Consider the following 20,322-nt stretch of genomic DNA (forward strand, 5'->3'; position numbering starts at 1 on the left):
TCACATGGTATAATCTAAGTGTAGAGAAGTTATGGCGGAGGCAAGCGCACAGGAACATGCGCTTTGCGACGAGAATCGCAACAAAGTGAGAAGCGTAGGAGCAGAGACTTTCCTCTTTCGGTGAGGTGATGCGTATGCACGTATTTCCGAAATTTAGAGAAAGGAGAGGCCTTTTGTCAGCATATGAAACAATTCAGACAATTCTTGGGTTTGGTATGTTTACCATTGCTTTGATTGCGCTGATTGTGAAATTGCTTAAAAATGACAAGAAAAAATAACCGTCTACTTTGACTGAGTACGGTTATTTTTTGTAACTAAAAAGGTCACCGTCTTAAACGGCTCTACACTAGAGAGGTATGTTAGAGCATACCTCTCTTTTCGTCTCTATTGTAGCATATTTCTCTGAAAAATACGAATAAAAATATCGTTTACTGTACAACATATGAAACAATTCAGACGATCCTAGGGTTTGGTATGTTTACCATTGCTTTGATTGCACTGATTGTGAAATTGCTTAAAAATGACAAGAAAAAATAACCGTCTACTTTGACCAGTACGGTTATTTTTAAATAATCAAAAAGGTCACCGTCTTAAACGGCTCTACATCAGAGAGGTATGTTGGCGCATATCTCTCTTTTCATTGCTATTATAGCACAATTACCTAAAAAAACATATTGGAAACTAATTATTTTTTAGCCCTACATGGTATAATAAAATTGTAGAGAAGTTATGGCGGCGGCTATCCAATCTGAAAGGTGGTGGTGCTTATGAATGTAAGTACTAAAATCTATGAAAGGAGAGGCCTTTTGTCTATCGCAGAAGCTTTAGCTCTGATGATTAGTTTCGGTTCTTTTATCGCAACGTTAATCTTCGGAATCCTAGAGGCTGTAAAAGAAAACAATAAAAAATAACCGTCAACTTTAGCGAGCACGGTTATTTTTTATAAATCACTAAAAATCGCTACCGTCTGAAACGGCTCTACACTAGAGAGATATGTTGGCGCATACCTCTCTTTTCATTACCATTGTAGCACAACGACCCTCAAAAGACCATCAATAAAAATGCCCGAGCCTTAGAAAAATAAGAGGCTCGGGCATTTTTATTTTTATGGGCCAGCCACTAAATTCCAAGTGACGGCGGCTTGGTATTGTTGGCCAGACATGCCTTGATTGGCGGGCACTTCTAGTTTGATGTTAGCAAACGTGAAGTCCAACTGATAAACGTCACTACCTATGAACTGTTGGTTCGCGACCACCGCTGTTGCGGTATTGTCGGCGGTTAAATTCACGATGCCAGTCTTGCCAAGTGGTGTCTTGGTTTCTGTTGGTTGGTTGTAATCGGTAAAGCTGGCAGCAGCGGCCGTTCCTAGCAACAAGCGGGTCGTTGTCGGCAAGCTGTCTGTCGCTGATTTCGGTTGTGACAGCTGCGCCGTTAAACTCCAATTCGGTTGGGTTTTCTTGATCCGCAGATAGGGATTGCGTGTGCCGTTGCCATAATAATCAGCGGCTTTTTTCAAGCTGTGCTGTTGCGTACTTCCCGCTACCCCAACCTGACCAAAATTGAACGTTGGAACACTGATGAAGCCTTCCCCAGTCGGTTCCTTTGTTTCTTGATCTAAATCTTTAATCCGGACCGTATCTGAGGCAGTCAGTTTGTTGAAATTCCCTGTGAATTCCACAGCGGCTTTTAGCACTTGGTTTGGTTGTCCAGTAACTTTTGTTCCTAGGAGATTAATCGTTAGTTGACCGCCAACAGGAATACTACTATCTAAAGGAATCTCAAAACCTGCTTCCCACTGTTCTTTCGTGATTGGTCGAACTTTCGTATTTTGACCAGTACCTAAAATAAACAGTTCCGTGGGCGTACTAATTCCAGCCGCCCAGTCAGTGGTTGGTTTAATCTTAACTGAAGTTAAAGGTGCTTCTCCAGTATTTTTTAAGAGCACTTCCCAATATTCCATGGTTGCGCCATTGTCAATGACATCGACTGCACCACGCATCGTTAAGTTAGCGCTGATGTTTGCTTCTTTGTAGACTGCTGTCATATCATCATTGTCATCAAAGGTTGTGTTATACGCTGGCGTGGTGCTGGTTGTCAACGTATTCGGTTTTGTTTTGCCTTTGTACCAGCCTTGAAAGACGTAGGTTTTGCCACCTGCTGAATAACTAGCTGGTAAAGCTTTTGCGCTCGTATACTTGAAGGTATTGCTAGTCATGGGAATCTGGTTCCCTTGCGTGAACCCTGCTGGCGGCGTGATTTTAGCGCCACTTGTGTTCACAAAGTTTTCGGTGACTTTGCGGTTGGTTAAATGATAATAGACAGGTCCACTGATTGTTTGATATAGGGCAGTGATACTTCCAGAACTAGAATAAGAAACTGTTCTACGTAAGAAAGGTGGATACCTAACACTAGAATCAATACCTGAATATGTTTCTCTTGGTGTAAAACTCCCATCTGCTCGTTGTGTCAAGGTTAACTCAGCAATTACATTTGCTTCAGGTTGCACCGTATCATTGGATACCGAAGAAACAGTTGTCTTTACTGGTAGAGGATACTTAGGATCAATTTTTCCAGTTTTATCATAAAGATTCAACGATTTATAGTATTTAGGCAGGTTAATTGAGAAATTTGCGAATGCCTCACCATTCCAACCTACTACGGTAGGTTGTGCAATATTCTTTGCAGGTAACGTCACTTGCCGTAAATTACCAACTTTTACGCCACTCTGATTATTAGCAATTGTGCCAAATGATACCGTAGAGCCTGCTGCCCCAGTTCCTCTATACACAATACTCTTATAGTCATACGTGAGATTGATATCGTCAGGATTCACCAACTGTCCCGCTTCATTGACAAAACCGAATTGGTATGTAGTTTCTGGGAAATTGACTTCCTCATACACCACATTCAAATCATCATTATCATCATAAGTCACCGCATAGCTTGGCGCTTTGGTGGTGGTCAAGGTATTTGGCTTGGTTTTGCCTTTGTACCAGCCTTTGAACTTGTAGGTCTTACCACCTGTTGTGTAAGTGTCTGGCAAGGTGCCACTTTGTTTAAAGGTGTATGGGTCACTGTTAATTACTGTTTGTTTTCCTTGCGTAAAGCCTGTTGGTGGCGTGATTTTAGTGCCGTTGGCGTCCACGAAGTTTTCGGTGACACGGCGGTTGGTTAGATAGTAATAGATTGGACCTTGAATCGTATAGTACATTGCTTTCCCCGTAAGAAAACTCGATACATATCTTAAATAAAATGGAAGCTGAACATTTTCGGGAGCGGCGGCTGTTGTTCTATTGAACACAAACTCCTGTCCTCCATTATTCTTTAATTCAAAATATTGAGGAGTATTATTTATTTCCGCACCTGATGGGTTTAGTATACTTGGATAAGGATATGCGGCATCAAAACCACCTTGTTGATTTTGTATACTGATGGATTTATAAATTCTTGGAAGCTGATATCTTAAGTTTACTGCACTAAATTGAAATGAATCATTACTATTCGTTTCAAGATATTGAACTGGGTATATGATTTCTTTAAGATTATTTTTTGTATTTGCCTTAATCCCTGTTTCTATTTTAGTAGTTGCCCATGCTGATGGGATATTGTTGGGTGGTTCAGTACCAATACCGTACCAACTATCATATGTCAAATCAATCGTGGAGGCATCTACTCGCTTACCTGATTCATCAACAAAACCAAATTGATATGTACGACTAGGAAATTCCAAAACCTTAATCTCCTCATACACCACATTCAAATCATCATTATCATCATAAGTCACCGCATAGCTTGGTGCTTTGGTGGTGGTCAAGGTGTTTGGCTTGGTTTTACCTTTGTACCAGCCTTTGAACTTATAGGTTTTGCCGTTACTTGCTTTGTAAGTCTCTGGCAAGGTGCCAGCTTGTTTGAAGGTATAGTTATTGCTGGTAATACTGGTCTGCTTTCCTTGGGTGAATCCTGTTGGAGCAGGAATGGTTGCGCCTGCTGTGTCTTTGAAGGATTCGGTGACACGTCTATTAGTTAGATAATAATAAATTGGGGTTGTAGTACCAAAAATTAAATTAGTTACTCCTGAAGCATCACCGAGGTAATACCCAAAAGAAACCGGAGATTTATCTACTCCATAGGATGTTCGATTATCATAATTTTCTCTGAAAGTATTTGGTTCAGCTGCTTTAGTTAGTTCATACAGGCTTCCTGACGAATCTGATGACTGCACAGTACCAGATAGTAAAGAAGTAGTTGTGTATACAGGTAGTGGATAGCTTTTTGAACTACTATAGTAATTCGTTGGCTTAACAGTTAAATCGCTATATTTTTTTGGAACCGTAATTTTTATATCTGATACTCCACGAAAATTTCTTGGAAAGACAGAGTTAGTTGAATACGTGTAACTTTCTGCCGCAACATCAAATTTTTTATGGTCTACTGCATCAATAATAGATATGGGTTGTCTAATAGAAGGTGAATATACACTAGGGTCTGTACCTAACGCTGTTTGGTTAAAAGTCATTATGTTAGCACTCATATTTATTAATGATGGGTCTATAAATGAGCCATCTTCGCTAACGAAGTATATCGTAAATGCTCTGTATGGCATCTGAGCTAAAGCTCTGGTCCCAGACGATCTAAGACTATTATTATCTTTGATTTGCGACTTGTTTCTTAGTTCATCTTCTCTCAATTCTTCTGGTTTCTCTGTTTCCTGTGTCACTTCTTCCCGACTCGTTTCAGTCGTTTCTTGACTGCTTTCCGTACTTGCTGGCGTTGCGCTACTTGCTGATGTTGCTTCCTTAGCGCTACTTGCTACTGTCGGACTACTTTCAATCGTGATTGTTTCCGCAACTGCGGTCACGCCAGAAAAGGCGTTAATCACTAAAGAACTACACAAGCCAATGGTTGCTAATCGTTGCCACTTAGTTTGCTTCATGTCGTCCCTTCTTTCTATGTACCATTCCCGCCAAGCCGATTAAGGCTAAGCCGAGAATGCTAAGATTTGCCTGACTCTTGCTCCCTGTACGAGGGAGCTGCGAGCCAGTTGTGGTGGTCTGTGTCGAACCACCACTTCGTTGATCTCCTTTCGGAGGACCAGCTGGTTCCTTGGGATCAGCAGCTGGCGCATCTGTTTTCGGTGGGGCATCTTTAGGAGCGGGTGTTCTCGGATTTTGGTAAAATTCAATCCCCACCGAACTAGAACCACCATCAGACGCTTCAACATTTATAAAAAAACTAGGAGAAGATAGTAGACACACAATCATTAAATAACGCTTTTTTTTCATTTAAAAACCTCCTTTAGATTCACTTGTATTCGTTGATCTTTTATACAAGGAATGTGTAACAACCTTTTTTCATACCTCTATAATAACAAAGAACCCCCCTTTAGGAATTGACGTTTTTTTCGCACCTCTTGCGAAAATTTTGAAAGTTCTTGTTATACCAGGGTTTACAACGCCCGTTATTTAATAATCATTACTAAAAAAAGGCGATTTTAGTCAATTTTTATCAAAAATCCCCGACAAAAGTTTAAGGTTTCTAGCCATTTAACGAGAAAAGCTCAAAAAGTTAGTAATTGATACTAACTTTTTGAGCTTTGTGTAACACTTTTGAAGAAGTCGCTTGAAAAAAAACAGTATTTTTTTCGTATTTTCTCTACTTTTTTAAGAATCTAGCCAAGCAACGCACTAATTAATAGCCCTAAGGCATAGGTGCCATTGAAAACCATTAAGTTTTTAATGGAATGACGGAAACTTTTCGGCTGCGGCAATTCTTGTTTAAACGTTTGAATATTTTTCCAAATGACAGGCAAAGTAGCAAATGTAATTAACACTGGCCATTGATAAATACCACTAATGAAGCCGAATAAAATCACCAGATAACCAGCTAGCGCTAACACTTGAAACAGCACAATCCCTGCTGGGCGCCCGATATAATAGACTAATGTATAACGGTGGTTCTCAATATCCGTGTCTAAGTCCCGTAAATTGTTGGCGAGCATGATGTTAGCAATCGAACAGACCAAGGGCAAGGACGCCACGACAATCGCAAGCACCGCCCAGAGATTGCCGTCTAAGCGAAAGGCGCCGCTAGCAAAATCGACCGTTAAGTAAAACGGCGGATTGGTGACGACGTTCAAGTAAACGGTTAAGACGAAGATGCCTAAGCCCATCGTGAAACCACTGAAAATTTCCCCCAAGGGCATGCGGGATAACGGAATCGGTCCATACGTGTAGAAAATACCGATGAAGCAGCAAATCCCCCCTAATACGAGGAAGAGCCAGCCGGTTTGAACCGTTAAGTACGCACCCACAACGGCAGTGAAGGCAATCATGGCGAAAATCATGTTGCGGACCAGTTGTGGTGAAACGCCTGATTGTCCGATAATATTTTCTTCATATTTATAGACGTCAGATTTGGCTTTTTTAAAATCCATGTAATTGTTAATGGCGGTGGTGGCCATATCAAAGACCACCATGCCAATGAAGAAAACCAGCGTGTTGCCCCACTGGACTTCCCCGAAATAGGTCATTGAAAACAAGACCCCGATAATGAAGGGAAAGAGACTGGCTAGCTTCGTCTGAATTTCCACTACTTTTAAAAACACATTTAAAGACATTTTTAGTCGCTCCTTATTTCAAATCGGCCCGATTCCCCATCGTATAGCCAGAGTCTTTGCCGATTTCAAAGTTGCCTTCGATATCTTTGCTGATGTAGACTTTGTCGTCTTTTGTGACGAAAATGGCATCGGTTCCTTTCAGACTTTCGACATATTCTAGTCCTTTTTTGACGCCCATTGAGAAGACGGCTGTTGAGAGACCATCACCATCGATGGATTTGTCGGTGATAATGGTGACACCCGCGATGTCGTTATCAAACGGATAGCCAGTTTCACGATCGAAGAGATGGTGGTACGTTTTGCCATCGACTTTTAAGTAGCGTTCATAAATTCCTGATGTGACTAAGGTTTTGTTGCTTTCTTTGACTTGACCTAAGACTGTGTTGCGGGCTTTATTCGGATCTTGAATGCCGACTGTCCAATCCATATCTTTGCCACGTGGGCTGTGCCCTAAGACGTAAACATTTCCGCCTAAATCGACGATAGCGGTGGTGACGCCGTTGTCTTTGAGGACTTTCACGACTTCGTCGGTGATGAAGCCTTTGGCAATTGCGCCTAAATCCAATTGCATGCCTTTTTCTTCAAGGTAAACGGTTTGCTCTTTGTCGTTGAATTTGACTTTCGTGTAATCAACGAGTTTCAAGGCTTGATCAATTTCGGCTTGGCTTGGTTTGCGGGCATCATCGAAGCCAATGTGCCACATAGAGGTGATTGGGCCAATTGCCATGTCGAAGCCGCCGCGGGAGTCTTTGCTGTATTCATAGGCTTTTTTCAACAAAGGATACAGGTCATCTGAGACTTTGACTGGTTTTACGCCTGCTTCTTGGTTGATTTCATCAATTTCTGAACCTGGTTGGTTGACGGTGATTTTATCGCCTAGTTCTTTGACACGGGCAAAGGCTTTCGGTAAGACGTCTTCTTTGCCATCATCGTAGATGCGAATTTGAACGTAGGTACCAAGCATTGTTTGACGGTCAGAGTATGGTTCTGTATTAATTTTCGCTTCTGGTTTTGAGGAACAAGCAGCTGCCACAAACAGCACTGCTAGAACACTCACCATGAGCAGAAGTTTCTTTTTCATAGGATTCCCTCTTCTTTCCTTCTTTAATTAAAAAATAAGTTCTCTTGCATAGTAGCCTTTTTTGGAAAAAATGAAAAGTCTTTCTCTTGGAAATTCACAAATTTCTGTGAAAAAATTTGTGAAATGATGGACAGAACTAGCGAAGAAAAAGGGGCGGGAAAGTCAGCCAACCGACTTTTTCCCAACCCCTCAATGGTGTCAAGTAATTGCTGAAAAGCATTTCAGGAACTACTTCACGATTCATTTATTATTACTTATTTTGTTACGATGTTGTCAACAACGATTTCAGTTGTGTCGCCTTTTTCAGCAGCGTTCACTAATTGTTGTGCGTAGTTGATGAATGAATGTGTGCTGTGTGTTGCACCAGTTACCACTTCAACACCTGCAGGTGAGCCGTCTTCTTCGCCCATTGCTTTAACAAATTCTTTGTTTAATGTTTCGATATATTCTTTTGGTCCAACGCCAGCAACGTCTTTCATTTTGCTTTCGTATTCAGTGTCATCTTTTTTAGATTTGCCGTCAGCGTTCACGTTATCGTAGTTAGATTCAGTCACTTTACCATCTTTCACAGTCATTGAGAATGTTGTGTGGTAGCCGTTTGAGTCATTTTTTTCTTTCAATGAGTACGTACCATCTTTCAATGCTGCGCCATTGTCGATTTCGATTGTGTCTGTGTTACCAGCTTGTGCTGCTTGGATTAATTGTTGTGCGTAGTTTTGGAATGATTCAGATGAATGAGTCGCACCAGTTACTACTTCCACACCGCTTGCGCTTTGTTCTTTAACAAAAGAATCGTTTAATTGTTTGATGTATTCTTTTGGTCCAACACCAGATTTTGCTTTCATGCTTTCTTCATACTTAGTGTCTTCTGTTTTAGATTTGCCGTCAGCATTGATGTTGTCATATTTAGATTCAGTGATTTTGCCGTCTTTTACAGTCATTTCAAAGACTGCACGGTAACCATTTTTTTCATTTTTTTCTTCTAATTTATACGTACCATCTTTTAAATCGCCACCGGCAACTTTTTTCGCTGGTGCTGATGATTCAGTTGATTTTTTCGTTTCTGAAGATGCTGCGCTAGAAGAGTTCGTTGTGTTGTCTTTCTTGTCTGCGCCACAGCCTGCTAATACTAAACTAAATAATGCAATTGCCGCAAAACCTTTAACAAATTTATTCACTTTCATTGATAGTCACCTTTTCTTTCATGATTTTCACAAACATTAAAAGTTTGTGATACATTACACATTATAATGGTTTTAAAAACGTTGTCAAGACCATCCCCTAAAAATATTTACATTTCGGTCTTTTTTTCATCAAAAACTCATCGTTGGAGTAAATTTGTTGACAATTAAAATTTATATTAGACAAATTCGTGAAATACTTATATAATGTTAGTCGATTGTGTACTTATTAATCATTATCACTATTTTACTACTTACAATATTAAGGAGCGGATTGTCAATGACAAAGCAAAATATTGTCGTTGTAGGTGCTGGGTATGCTGGCGTTTCAGCTACTAAATTTCTAGCAAAGAAATTTAAAAAAGATACGGACGTAACAATCACATTGATTGATCGCCATTCTTACCACACTATGATGACCGAATTGCATGAAGTAGCAGGCGGACGTGTTGAACCAGAAGCAATTCAATACGACTTACAACGTTTGTTCTCACGCAAGAAAAACGTAAAATTGGTAACAGATACTGTTACTGGGATCGACAAAGAAAACAAAGTTGTGAAAACTTTAGCAGGTTCTTATCCATTTGACCAGTTAATTCTGGGTATGGGTGGCGAACCAAACGACTTTGGAACACCAGGCGTGAAAGAAAATGGTTTCACCTTATGGTCATTTGATGATGCAGTGAAAATTCGTCATCACATTGAAGCAACCGTTGCTAAAGCAGCCATCGAACCAGATGCTGAAGTACGCAAAGCAATGTTAACATTCGTTGTCTGTGGTTCTGGTTTTACTGGGATCGAAATGGTCGGCGAATTAATCGACTGGAAAGATCGTTTAGCGAAAGATGCCAAAATTGATCCAGACGAAATTACATTAATGGTTGTTGAAGCAATGCCAACCATCTTAAACATGTTATCTCGTAACGATGCTGCCAAAGCAGAACGTTATCTAGAAAAGAAAAATGTTCAATTATTATTGAACTCACCAATCGTTGAAGTTGCAGCAGATCACATTAAATTAAAAGATGGTTCTGAAGTACCAACGCATACGTTAATCTGGACAGCTGGTGTGAAAGCAACTTCTGATGCCGCTGACTTTGGTTTAGAAGCAGCCCGTGGTAGTCGTTTAGTTGCGAATGAATACATGCAAGCAAAAGGTTACGAAGACAAAAACATTTATATCATTGGTGACTTGGTTTATTACGAAGAAACACCAAATACACCAACTCCTCAAATCGTTCAAGCAGCTGAACAAACAGGTCATACTGCGGCTGCCAACATCGTTGCAGATATTAAAGGCGGCGAAAAACACGCCTTTAAAGGAAACTACCAAGGATTCATGGTTTCCATCGGCGCGAAATGGGGCGTTGCCAACTTATTCGATAAAATTCATTTGAGTGGTTTCTTAGCCATCATTATGAAACATATCGTTAACTTGAAATACTTCTTTGATATTCGTTCTGGTTACTACATGTTCCAATACATTATGCACGAAATCTTCCATATTAAAGATGATCGTTCTGTTGCTCGCGGACATACGTCTCGTTACGGCAATGTCTTGTGGAGTGTTCCGCTACGTGTCTTCTATGGTATGGTTTGGTTAGTCGAATCAATGAAGAAAATTGTCGGCAACGGCGATTACTTGAAACCAAGCACTTGGTTTGGTGATGGTTCTTGGTTCACAGATAAAGTCGTTTTCCCATTCCCTTGGTTACAAGAACAAGTAACAACAGGTGCTTCTCAAGCAACTGAAACAGCAACAACTGCTGCAAGTGGTGCGGCGGATGCGGCGGCAAGCGGTGGTGCCGATGCGGCAACACAAGCAGCGCACTTTGGTTTAAGCTACGCTTACGGCGAAACACCAATGCAAGTGTTTGATCACATGCCTAAATGGTTCGAAAGCGTAATGAAATTTATGATGCCAAACCAAGAAGTTGCTTTGTTCATGCAAAAATTCATGACAATCGTTGAAGTATGTATTGCTTTAGCATTGATTGCTGGTTTATTCACTTGGTTATCAAGTGCTGCTACAATTGGTTTAACAATTGCCTTCTGTTTATCTGGCATGTTCTATTGGGTAAATATCTGGTTTATCTTTGTCGCTTTTGCTTTGATGAACGGTTCAGGCCGTGCTGTCGGTTTAGACCGCTGGGTAATTCCATGGATTCAACGCAAACTTGGTAAAGCGTGGTATGGTACCCCGAAAGCTAGATACGGCGGTAAGTAAGCAATCGATAATCGATTGACAACTACGAGCAAAAGCTGAGACACATGTCTCCAGCTGACTATCATAGGATTTAGTATGTGGGACAGCAGTCAAGCATGACTTTTGTCCCACATATTTTCTTTTATATAATATGGTGGCTCAACTGAGGTCGGGACAGAATCGTTTAGCTCCGAGAACCAAGTAGGTACTGTTCAACATCTATTTGCTTTGCAAATAGTGTTTCTCAGCAATAAGAAGAAATTTCCGAAAATTGTCATAAAATACAACGAGGAACGAGTTGATGTTGCATGATACCTACCCGGTGCTCTTTAATTTTTGGAGACCAAGTAGGTATTGTTCATCATCGAATCACTACGTTCTTCGTGATTCTCAACAATTTCGGCTTATTTCCGAAGGACCTTCAACTCTTAGAGCTTTAGCTCTTAGAAGTTGTTGAGGTCGGAGCAACGCGTAGTGTTGGTTCTGTTCCCGCCGTTTATCAGTTTTTGAGCTTGGAACAAAAATTCAAAATAATTTTTGTTCCAAGCTCGTTCACTGTGTTATGATAGACAAGAAAAAAACACCAAAGGAGAGAGAAGAAAATGACGATCAAAGAATTCATTAAGAAAAGTCGCTTGAAAACATGGGACGTTATTATTATTGCTATTTTAGTTCTTGGTTCTTTTCTGCCCCTTGTTGTTTTTGCCATGCAAAACCGTGGTCAAGAAGCGGCTACGTATCAAGCAGTCTTGAAAGTAGACAACAAAGTAATCAAAGTCTTTGACTTAAAAAAGGACGGCCCGCATTATACATATAAATACGAAGCAAAAGACGGTGATTACAACCTGATTGAAGTAGATGGTGATCGTATCCGCGTGAAGGAAGCCAACTGTGCTGACTTAGTGGATGTTCGACGAGGCTGGATTTCCAAACCTGGTGAAACCCCGATTGCCTGTCTACCCCACAATTTGTTTATCACCGTGGAAGCTTCTGATGGGAGTGAAGACGGTAGCTTAATTTATTAAGCACGACAACTATGAGCAAATTACACAAGAATATTTATATTGCTATGCTCGTTGCCCAAGGGGTCATTATTGGTTTAATCGAAAATATGATTCCTTACCCTTTCGCATTTGCTCCTGGGGCAAAGCTCGGTCTAGCAAATTTAATTACCATTATTGCGATTTTCACCATGCGTAAGCGTGATAGTTTTTTCCTGGTCTGTTTACGTTTGATTTTAACGACATTACTGGGCGGCACACTTTCGACCTTTTTCTATAGTGCCAGTGGTGCCTTATTAAGTTATTTCGGCATGTTGCTTGTCAAGCAGCTGGGGCCAAAACGGGTCAGCATTATTGGGATTAGTGCCGTTGGTGGTTTCTTACACAACGTTGGTCAGTTGCTAACGACCTCTTTCTTTGCTCATTCGTGGGCGCCGATGCTGTACTTACCATTTTTATCTCTGTTTGGGTTACTCTCAGGGATTGCCATTGGGATTGCCGCTAATTATTTACTACAACATGTCCAGACGTTACGAAAATTCCAACTGAATTATGAACAAACAACGAAACATAAGTGGAGTCAATTTTTCTAATTGAAAACCTGTCCGCCACAATTAAAGGAGTCATCTTATGAATATACATCCTATGTGGAATACCTATCCTACGTTATCAAAAGAATTAACAACTACTCTTCGCTTGATGGAACAAGCGGTTCAAATCGATAATCAAGAGATTCAAGCTGCTGTCCATGACATGATTCATTCTGGCGGCAAATTGCTACGTCCAGCCTACCAACTGTTGTTCTCTTATTTTGGTGAACAGCGGGACCCTAAAAAGGCGACAGCGTTAGCGGCTTCCATTGAATTACTGCATACCGCCACGTTAGTTCACGACGATATTGTCGACGAAGCCGATACGCGTCGTGGCTTGCCAACATTGCGTTCGCGCTTTGGAAATAGCACAGCCGTGTATACAGGCGATTATCTTTTTGTTTGCTGTTTCAAGCTCTTATCTGATTATTCTTCTTCATTAAAAAGCATTCAATTAAATTCGCGCAGTATGGAAAAAGTCCTGACTGGTGAGCTTGGTCAAATGGACAATCGCTATAATTTCGAGGTAACGATTGACCAATATTTAAAAAATATTTCCGGGAAAACAGCGGAATTGTTTGCGCTAAGTTGTTTTGTCGGTGCCTATGAAAGTGGCACCTCCCAACGTTTTGCCAAACGTTGTGGTGAAATCGGCGAAAATATCGGACTGGCTTTTCAAATTATTGATGATATTTTGGACTATACGCAAACTGCCGATGCTATCGGCAAACCCGTCTTAGAAGACGTACGTCAAGGCGTGTATTCTTTGCCCTTGATTTATGCACTTGAAGCCAATCGTGAAGTCTTGTTGCCACTTTTAATGAAAAAAGAAGCCTTGACCGATGAAGAAACACAGGAAATTTATCGTCTTGTCCATGAACTAGGTGGCGTAGAAAAGGCCCAACAATTAGCCACTCATTACACAGAAAAAGCGCTGAAAGAAATCAGCAAACTTCCTGAAACAAAGGCCCAAGCGAAAGAACAATTGTATGAAATTACACAAACGATTTTGACAAGAGAAAATTAAAAAAGCCGCTGGATCCTATTGAGGATTTAGCGGCTAGCTTTTTAGGTGATACCTTGGTATAATAAACACGAAGAGAGCGTACTAGACATACGCTCTCGGGTAGACCGTTTAAGACGGTAGCTTGATTTTAATACGGAAATAAACCCGTCAATCTTCGCTAAAGGTTATGACGGGTTTATTTTTTGTCGTTTTTATTACTGATTTTGACAATTAATGTTGCGAAAGCAATCGCAAGCATCAATGCTTCAAAGACAGTCACTACTATTCCTTTCTAGGGAAAGAGCAAACAAGCAAAAACATTGGCAGTCCCCCTTTTTTGAGAAATTGCCACCGTCATAAACTTCCTACTTGTGTAGTATAACACATTTATACCTTCCTAGAATACGCTTACTTTTTTTATTTACTATTCGACTTTTCCGTTTCAACTTGCTATAATAAACACGAAGAGAGCGTACTAGACATACGCTCTCGGGTAGACCGTTTAAGACGGTAGCTTTAATTTATTGGTTAATAAACCCGTCAATCTTCGCTAAAAGTTATGACGGGTTTATTTTTTGTCGTTTTTATTACTGATTTTGACAATTAATGTTGCGAAAGCAATCGCAAGCATCAATGCTTCAAAGACAGTCACTGCTATTCCTTTCTAGGGAAAGAGCAAACAAGCAAAAACATTGGCAGTCCCCCTTTTTTTGAGAAATTGCCACCGTCATAAACTTCCTACTTGTGTAGTATAACACATTTGCACCTTCCTAGAATACGCTTTCTTTCCTGATTATTCAACAGCCGCTTTCTTTTGTAATAAAAATCGCGCACTGTTTACTGGGATAAAACGATTCAGCCAACTAAAATTTTTTAGACTAAACAGACCGACCATCTTTTTTGATGGTCGGTCTGTTTAGTCTATTGCTCCGCCCTTACTCCTTCTCCGACAATGCTCGCCAGACATCAAATGTTTGTTTTAAGCCTTGGACATTATGAACACGTAAAATTTCTACGCCTTGTTGTGCTGCATACAAGGAAGCAGCGGCTGAGCCAAAATCACGGTTGGCTGGTTCTGGTTCGTTCGTTAAAGCGCCAATAGTTCGTTTGCGAGAAACGCCGTACAGTAACGGATAATCTTGGTAGCGAAAGGCGTTAGGATCTTTTAACAGTTGAAGGTTTTCTGCGACAGTTTTATGAAAGCCAATCCCTGGATCGAAACAAATTTTTTCTAAGGAAAGCCCATATTTTTGGCATTGTTCAATTTTTTCTGTATAAAATTGGTGCAACTCTTCTTTTAAAGAAAGCGATTGGCGTTTTCTAGAATGCATAATCACAACTTGGACTTCAGGATATTGTGCGAGGACTTCTGCCATCCCCGGAGTGTCTAATCCTTTGATGTCATTAATCATTGTGGCGCCAGCTTGAATCGCGGCTTCTGCTACTTCGGGATAGTAGGTATCCACAGAAATCGGCGCTAGAGAAGTCTCACGTATTTTTTTAATTAACGGTAATACTCGGTCTGCCTCAACTTGTGGAGAAACTTCTTCGTAGCCAGGACGTGTGGATTGGCCGCCAATGTCTAAAATATCGGCCCCCGCTTCTAGTAGATGAAGCGCATGTTGATAGGCCACGTCGACCGTTGTGTAGCTACCGCCATCAGAAAAAGAGTCGGGGGTCGTGTTGACAATCCCCATAATTTGGTAATTCTTTTTTAAATCAATCATTGTCACATTGCTCCTTTATCTGCTGAATCATCTTTCGTAAAGCCCGCATTCTAGGACTTATCTTCATTCGTTCACTCGTGGACAACTCCGCTAAGGTTTTGCCTCGGTCTGGTAAATAAATAATCGGATCAAAGCCATAACCGCCTGTACCGCGCGGTTCAACTAATTCACCAGTCAAAGTGGCTTCCGTTTGCAACAGTTTGTCGTCATCGAGTACATAGACCAACGTGGCTGATAAGGTTAACTCGCGAATCGACTGTTGCCCTTCAAATAAGTGCAACAGTTCGCGGTTCTGTTCTTCCGGATTGGCTGAATGGAAAAAGCGGCTTGTATGAATACCTAATAAATCAGGAAAAGCAGTTAACGTTAAGCCGCCATCATCACCTAACACTGGGCGGCCAATTAATTGTTGGAAAAAGCGAGCTTTTAGATAAGCATTTTCAGCATACGTAGTGCCAGTTTCTGCAGGTTGTTCTTGACTGGTTGTATACTTTCGATAAGAGACAAGTTGAATAGCAGGGTCCTTAAGTCCTGATTGCATTTCTTTTAACTTACCTTGGTTATTCGTGCCAACAATGATTTCCATTTTCTAACGTATCTCCATTAAAAATTGATTTTTCCACTCTTGTTCTTTAAATAGTCCGGTAAATTGAAATGTTTTGGTGCTACTTTGTGGTGTTTTCACGCCGCGCATCGTCATACACATATGTTCCGCTTCAATGGCTACTGCAATGCCTTTGACGGGAATATTTTCTTGGAGTTTGCGGGCAATTGTCACTGTTAAATCTTCTTGAACTGTGGGACGTTTGGCACAATGTTCTACTAATCTTGGTAACTTGCTTAGTCCCAATACTTTGCCACCTTCTGGCAGATAAGCGACATGTACTTTTCCATAAAATGGCAATAAATGGTGTTCACACATTGAATAAAAGGCAATATCTTTTACTAGAACCATTTCGCCTTCATTTAAGCTATCAAATAATTTATAATCATCAAATTCAGGTTCGGTTAATCCACTAAAAACTTCTGCATACATTTTAGCTACACGTTTGGGGGTATCAATGAGTCCTGATCGTTGAGTATCTTCCCCCACTGCTTCTAAGATTGTGGTAACTGCCTGCTCAATTTGCGCTTGTTTTTCCTGCTCCATCTCTACCATTCCTTTTCGCTTACTCGCACTTCTTCTTGATTGCCACTGCGCTGAATCCACGTAGCTATTGGCGTGCCCAATAATTGTTCCTCTGCGTAAACATCACTTAAGGGAATCAAAACAAATGACCGTTTTGTTAATTCTTGATGAGGAACTTGTAAGTGGGGGAACGCGACTGACTGTTCCCCTAATAATAAAATATCAATATCAATAATCCGCGGACCCCAGTGAATTAATTTTTTACGTTTCATTACTTGCTCAATCCCTTGGGTAACAGCCAATAACTCTTCAGCGGTATAGCTAGTATCAATTTTCAATACGGCGTTCAAAAAATCATCTTGGTCTGTATAGCCGTAAGGATCCGTTTCATAAAGTTTTGAAGAAGCCACAACCTGAATCTGCGGGTCTTCGTTTAAATAATTGCGGGCTTTCACTAAATTTGCGTACGGATCGCCGACGTTACTACCTAATGCTACATAGCCAATCATCTATACTTCTCGCTCCATTTCAATTTCAATATTGTCAAAAAGGCCGGGCATCGGCACACTATATTTTCTAATTTTAATGATAATTTTGTTCAATTGTTCTTGATAATCTGCGGAAATATCATCTAAAATAGCACTCGCTAAACCTTCGATTAAATCGTACGAGTGATTGTTTACTCGTTGGGCAATCAATTCATTCACTTCGGCATAATTGACAGTTTGAGTGACATCATCTGTTCGCCCTGCCTCAGCTAACGACAACTGCATTTCAAGGTCGATTTCTACTTGCTGTCCTAGACGTTTTTCTTCTGCCAAAACACCATTTTTTGTGAAAAATTTCAAGTTGTTAATTCTAATTTTATCCATCCTCTAACTCCCTACCCTCTGTTTTGCTGATTTTTTTAATCATAGCATATTTCTTGGAAAAGTCAGTAGTTAAAAGATGTTATTGTTTATTTAATAGCAATTATTTGCTTATCAACCACTAGTTGATTGAAACATATAGCGGAATAGACTACTCTAAAATCAAGGAGGTAACGAATAATGTTAATCCAAACTATTTTAAAAACACGGAGAATAAATAATCACTATACGCAAGAACAAATTGCCCAAAAATTACATGTCACTACACAAGCTATTTCCAAATGGGAAACTGGACAATCCATCCCTTCAATTGATAATTTACTGATGCTTTCTGATTTGTACAATGTTTCTATTGATGAGCTAATCCAAGGTAGTCCTTATTTTAAAAAGCCTCAAGTTGTTGGAAAAATTTATAATCTAAAAAAAGGAATTTTATTTTGTATTGTTTGGACTTGTTTCTCTTTGCTACTTACTGGTTTTGGTTATCAACCTTTTTGGTTGTTTAGTGCAATCATATTTATCAGTCTACTTTTAGTTTTTCCAATCATCTTTTCAGATTATTGGATAATTAACCAACAAGATATTATGGTCCATCAATTCTCCAGAAACCCGATTCTGAAAATCATTGAATGCATAAAAAACAGTTCTACACAAATAAAAATTCCTTATTCTGAAATTGAATCCATAGAAATCATTTATACCAAAAAGATAAGAGCGTCCGCTTTTGATAGTAGTCCCGACTATTTTTACTTACTAGTCACCTATAATAATCAAACCACAAAGTTATATTTAGATATCTATGCCAAAAGATTTTTACCACAATTTATTGCGTTTTTATCTCGACAAAGAATTACTATTATAGATAAATCTGAAATCATTGAATTACTCGTTTCTGATACTTCCTTATATCAACATTTTAATGAAAAAAATGTTGCAACTGATAATAGAAAATAGCTAATTTCATCACGTTTGCCAGCACCCAATTGGTTATAAATTGAATGAAATAACTCGTGTATTCAAAAAAGAGCGTTGCTGATGCAACGCTCTTTTTTGGGGTTTATTCGCCTTTTATCGCATTGTTACAAATTCTTCTGAGCCTGTTGGATGAATCGCAACAGTATTATCAAAATCTGCTTTGGTCGCGCCCATTTTAATAGCGACTGCAAAGCCTTGTAGCATTTCGTCAACACCGATGCCGATGCCATGCAAACCGACAATTTTTTCTTCTTTGCCGACACAGATTAATTTCATGTCGCATTTTTGACGGTATTCTCCTAAAGCGAAATACATTGGCGTAAAGCTAGAGCGATAGATTTTCACTTGGTCTTTACCATATTCTTCAAGCGCTGCTTTTTCCGTCAAGCCAATTGTCGCAACTGGTGGATGGGTAAAGACCACCGTTGGTACTAAGTTATAATCCAAATATAAATCGGTTTGTCCGTTAAATAAGCGTTCAGACAGGCGCCGACCAGCGGCAATCGCGACTGGCGTTAAGTCGATTTTCCCAATGACATCGCCGACTGCGTAGATGCCATTTTGCGTGGTATTTTGGAATTTATCTACTTTGACGTAGCCTTTCTCATCAAGGGCTACTTTCGTATTTTCTAAGCCTAATTGATCCGTGTTCGGCTGACGGCCTGTCCCGAAAATCACGGCATCTGTCGTGATTGATTCACCATTTTCAAATGTAATAACGTACTCATTCTGCGCCGTTTTTTCAATTTTAGCTGGTGTTGCATTCGGATGAATTTGCATGCCCATTTCTTGATAGCGTTCTACGACTTTTTCAGAAAGCATGTCATCAAAGCTTCGTAATGGTCGTTCATGACGGAAGGCCCAATGTGTTTCCGCGCCTAAGCCATGTAAGGTTCCTGCTAATTCGGCTGCGATGTAACCCGCACCGACAAAGACCACACGTTTTGGCATTTCTTCTAACGCAAAGAAGCCGTTTGAATCTAAGGCATATTCTTCTCCTGGAATACCTAGTTTTTTTGGACGACCACCTGTCGCAATTAGAATGTGCGGCGCCGTATATTCTGTCCCATTGACTTCAATTGTTTGCTCCCCAGTAAACGTAGCGTAACCATGGATACGTTCAATGTTGTTACTGTCTAAACCACGATTATACGCACCATGTAAGAAGTCAATATATTTTTCACGATTTTCAACTAATTGTTTAAAGCTAAAATTTTTGATTTCAACATCAAACCCGTAGCCTGCTGTATCTCTTTCCATCATTTCCATCATGCTGCTGGCTTGCCACATGACTTTTTTAGGCACACAACCAACGTTGACACAGGTCCCACCAATTTCGTTGCCCTCAATTAAAAGGACGTTAGCTCCGTGCATTCCTGCGCGGTTAGCAGAAGCAATCCCGCCACTACCGCCACCAATAACAATATAATCATAGGTTTTCATTTATTCTGGCTCCCTTTCAATTTGAACTTTCTCCTTTATTATCGCAAAAAATAGCAAAAAAAGACAGTCGTATTACTTACTTTTGTTTAGTTTTCTGCTGCTTCTGTTTTATGGATTCGTTCCATAAAAGCACTGGGGGAAAGGAATTCAATCGTAGCATTGTCGAAGGGAATTCCTAAATCTTCTTTCGTTACGTTTGGGTTCATTGTAATGACGTAAAGTGTTTTGCCTAAGGAAAGTGCAATCCCAATTTCTAAATAACTTAGTCGGTCAAAGTCACCATTAATAAAAACGTAGGTTGCTTCGTGAAGATACCGTTTTATCACTTCAATATCTGTAAACATTCCGGTTTGAACACAATCTGCTAACCCGAAGCCCACTGCACCCATACAGCCATGCTCATCTTCAAACAGCTGAGGATCTACCAAAAGGTCCGTTTGAATACGAGGGTTTTGACCAATTTGGTAGGCGAATAATTTAGCCATAGTTATTCCTCCT

Annotated in this window: 20 protein-coding genes; 8 read left to right on the forward strand and 12 right to left on the reverse strand. The window is 40.2% G+C overall.

What is annotated here, in order from left to right; translation table 11 throughout:
• Window positions 1–134: 134 nt before the first annotated feature.
• The 3 genes from pepG1 to PYW42_RS13705 all read left to right on the forward strand — a co-directional run bounded on the left by pepG1 (window position 135) and on the right by PYW42_RS13705 (window position 911).
• Window positions 135–278, forward strand: coding sequence for a type I toxin-antitoxin system toxin PepG1 (gene pepG1, locus PYW42_RS13695; RefSeq protein ID WP_002389461.1), 144 nt, complete (start codon window positions 135–137; stop codon window positions 276–278).
• Between the two features lie 124 nt (window positions 279–402).
• Window positions 403–537 (forward strand): putative holin-like toxin, encoded by a 135-nt coding sequence (locus PYW42_RS13700; protein ID WP_153829595.1) that lies wholly within the window; start codon window positions 403–405, stop codon window positions 535–537.
• A 230-nt stretch (window positions 538–767) separates the two neighbouring features.
• On the forward strand, window positions 768–911 hold the full coding sequence (locus tag PYW42_RS13705) for a putative holin-like toxin (protein ID WP_002381035.1): 144 nt from the start codon (window positions 768–770) through the stop codon (window positions 909–911).
• Between the two features lie 194 nt (window positions 912–1,105).
• On the opposite strand, the gene PYW42_RS13710 is transcribed toward PYW42_RS13705, so the two are convergent.
• The 5 genes from PYW42_RS13710 to pplA all read right to left on the reverse strand — a co-directional run bounded on the left by PYW42_RS13710 (window position 1,106) and on the right by pplA (window position 8,881).
• Window positions 1,106–4,933, reverse strand: coding sequence for a WxL domain-containing protein (locus tag PYW42_RS13710; RefSeq protein ID WP_010816211.1), 3,828 nt, complete (start codon window positions 4,931–4,933; stop codon window positions 1,106–1,108).
• Window positions 4,920–5,282 carry an LPXTG cell wall anchor domain-containing protein gene (locus PYW42_RS13715; RefSeq protein ID WP_002378868.1) on the reverse strand — a complete coding sequence of 121 codons (363 nt, stop codon included), beginning with the start codon at window positions 5,280–5,282 and terminating at the stop codon, window positions 4,920–4,922. Before PYW42_RS13715 ends, PYW42_RS13710 begins: the two co-directional genes overlap by 14 nt.
• 386 nt (window positions 5,283–5,668) lie before the next feature.
• Complete coding sequence (gene menA / locus PYW42_RS13720) at window positions 5,669–6,616, reverse strand: 1,4-dihydroxy-2-naphthoate polyprenyltransferase (protein WP_002358958.1); 948 nt, start codon at window positions 6,614–6,616, stop codon at window positions 5,669–5,671.
• A 13-nt stretch (window positions 6,617–6,629) separates the two neighbouring features.
• Entirely contained in the window at window positions 6,630–7,697 is a 1,068-nt protein-coding gene (locus tag PYW42_RS13725) for an FAD:protein FMN transferase (protein ID WP_002354751.1), read from the reverse strand.
• A gap of 254 nt (window positions 7,698–7,951) precedes the next feature.
• Entirely contained in the window at window positions 7,952–8,881 is a 930-nt protein-coding gene (gene pplA / locus PYW42_RS13730; RefSeq protein ID WP_002389443.1) for an extracellular electron transfer flavoprotein PplA, read from the reverse strand.
• Window positions 8,882–9,158: 277 nt separating this feature from the next.
• On the opposite strand from pplA, the gene PYW42_RS13735 reads away from it, so the two are divergent.
• From PYW42_RS13735 to PYW42_RS13750, 4 genes are all read left to right on the forward strand, one after another.
• Entirely contained in the window at window positions 9,159–11,105 is a 1,947-nt protein-coding gene (locus PYW42_RS13735) for an NAD(P)/FAD-dependent oxidoreductase (protein WP_002354747.1), read from the forward strand.
• 581 nt (window positions 11,106–11,686) lie between these two features.
• The gene (locus PYW42_RS13740) at window positions 11,687–12,109 is read left to right on the forward strand and encodes a NusG domain II-containing protein (protein WP_002354745.1); all 423 of its coding nucleotides are present in this window, start codon (window positions 11,687–11,689) and stop codon (window positions 12,107–12,109) included.
• Window positions 12,110–12,120: 11 nt separating this feature from the next.
• Window positions 12,121–12,678, forward strand: a complete 558-nt coding sequence (locus tag PYW42_RS13745; protein ID WP_002354743.1) for a Gx transporter family protein — start codon at window positions 12,121–12,123, stop codon at window positions 12,676–12,678.
• 37 nt (window positions 12,679–12,715) lie between these two features.
• Window positions 12,716–13,702: a polyprenyl synthetase family protein gene (locus PYW42_RS13750; RefSeq protein ID WP_002358954.1), complete on the forward strand. Its 987-nt coding sequence runs from the start codon at window positions 12,716–12,718 to the stop codon at window positions 13,700–13,702.
• A gap of 914 nt (window positions 13,703–14,616) precedes the next feature.
• On the opposite strand, the gene folP is transcribed toward PYW42_RS13750, so the two are convergent.
• From folP to folB, 5 genes are read right to left on the reverse strand one after another with little or no spacing between them, the layout of a single operon-like run.
• On the reverse strand, window positions 14,617–15,408 hold the full coding sequence (folP, locus tag PYW42_RS13755) for a dihydropteroate synthase (RefSeq protein WP_002387594.1): 792 nt from the start codon (window positions 15,406–15,408) through the stop codon (window positions 14,617–14,619).
• Window positions 15,401–15,994: a non-canonical purine NTP pyrophosphatase gene (locus tag PYW42_RS13760; protein ID WP_002386218.1), complete on the reverse strand. Its 594-nt coding sequence runs from the start codon at window positions 15,992–15,994 to the stop codon at window positions 15,401–15,403. The genes folP and PYW42_RS13760 overlap by 8 nt, the downstream gene beginning before the upstream one ends.
• 3 nt (window positions 15,995–15,997) lie before the next feature.
• Window positions 15,998–16,567 carry a GTP cyclohydrolase I FolE gene (gene folE / locus PYW42_RS13765; RefSeq protein ID WP_002381007.1) on the reverse strand — a complete coding sequence of 190 codons (570 nt, stop codon included), beginning with the start codon at window positions 16,565–16,567 and terminating at the stop codon, window positions 15,998–16,000.
• Window positions 16,561–17,046 (reverse strand): 2-amino-4-hydroxy-6-hydroxymethyldihydropteridine diphosphokinase, encoded by a 486-nt coding sequence (gene folK, locus PYW42_RS13770; RefSeq protein WP_002389504.1) that lies wholly within the window; start codon window positions 17,044–17,046, stop codon window positions 16,561–16,563. The genes folE and folK overlap by 7 nt, the downstream gene beginning before the upstream one ends.
• Window positions 17,047–17,409, reverse strand: a complete 363-nt coding sequence (gene folB / locus PYW42_RS13775) for a dihydroneopterin aldolase (protein WP_002354733.1) — start codon at window positions 17,407–17,409, stop codon at window positions 17,047–17,049. It lies immediately after the preceding gene.
• Between the two features lie 177 nt (window positions 17,410–17,586).
• On the opposite strand from folB, the gene PYW42_RS13780 reads away from it, so the two are divergent.
• Window positions 17,587–18,360: a helix-turn-helix domain-containing protein gene (locus tag PYW42_RS13780; RefSeq protein ID WP_002389465.1), complete on the forward strand. Its 774-nt coding sequence runs from the start codon at window positions 17,587–17,589 to the stop codon at window positions 18,358–18,360.
• A 114-nt stretch (window positions 18,361–18,474) separates the two neighbouring features.
• Here PYW42_RS13780 and gor read toward each other — a convergent pair whose 3' ends face one another.
• Window positions 18,475–19,824 (reverse strand): glutathione-disulfide reductase, encoded by a 1,350-nt coding sequence (gene gor / locus PYW42_RS13785; RefSeq protein ID WP_002381009.1) that lies wholly within the window; start codon window positions 19,822–19,824, stop codon window positions 18,475–18,477.
• Window positions 19,825–19,910: 86 nt separating this feature from the next.
• Window positions 19,911–20,309 (reverse strand): hypothetical protein, encoded by a 399-nt coding sequence (locus PYW42_RS13790; RefSeq protein WP_002411275.1) that lies wholly within the window; start codon window positions 20,307–20,309, stop codon window positions 19,911–19,913.
• Window positions 20,310–20,322 lie beyond the last annotated feature (13 nt).

This window comes from Enterococcus faecalis, from assembly GCF_029024925.1.
In the GTDB taxonomy this organism is placed as follows: domain Bacteria; phylum Bacillota; class Bacilli; order Lactobacillales; family Enterococcaceae; genus Enterococcus; species Enterococcus faecalis.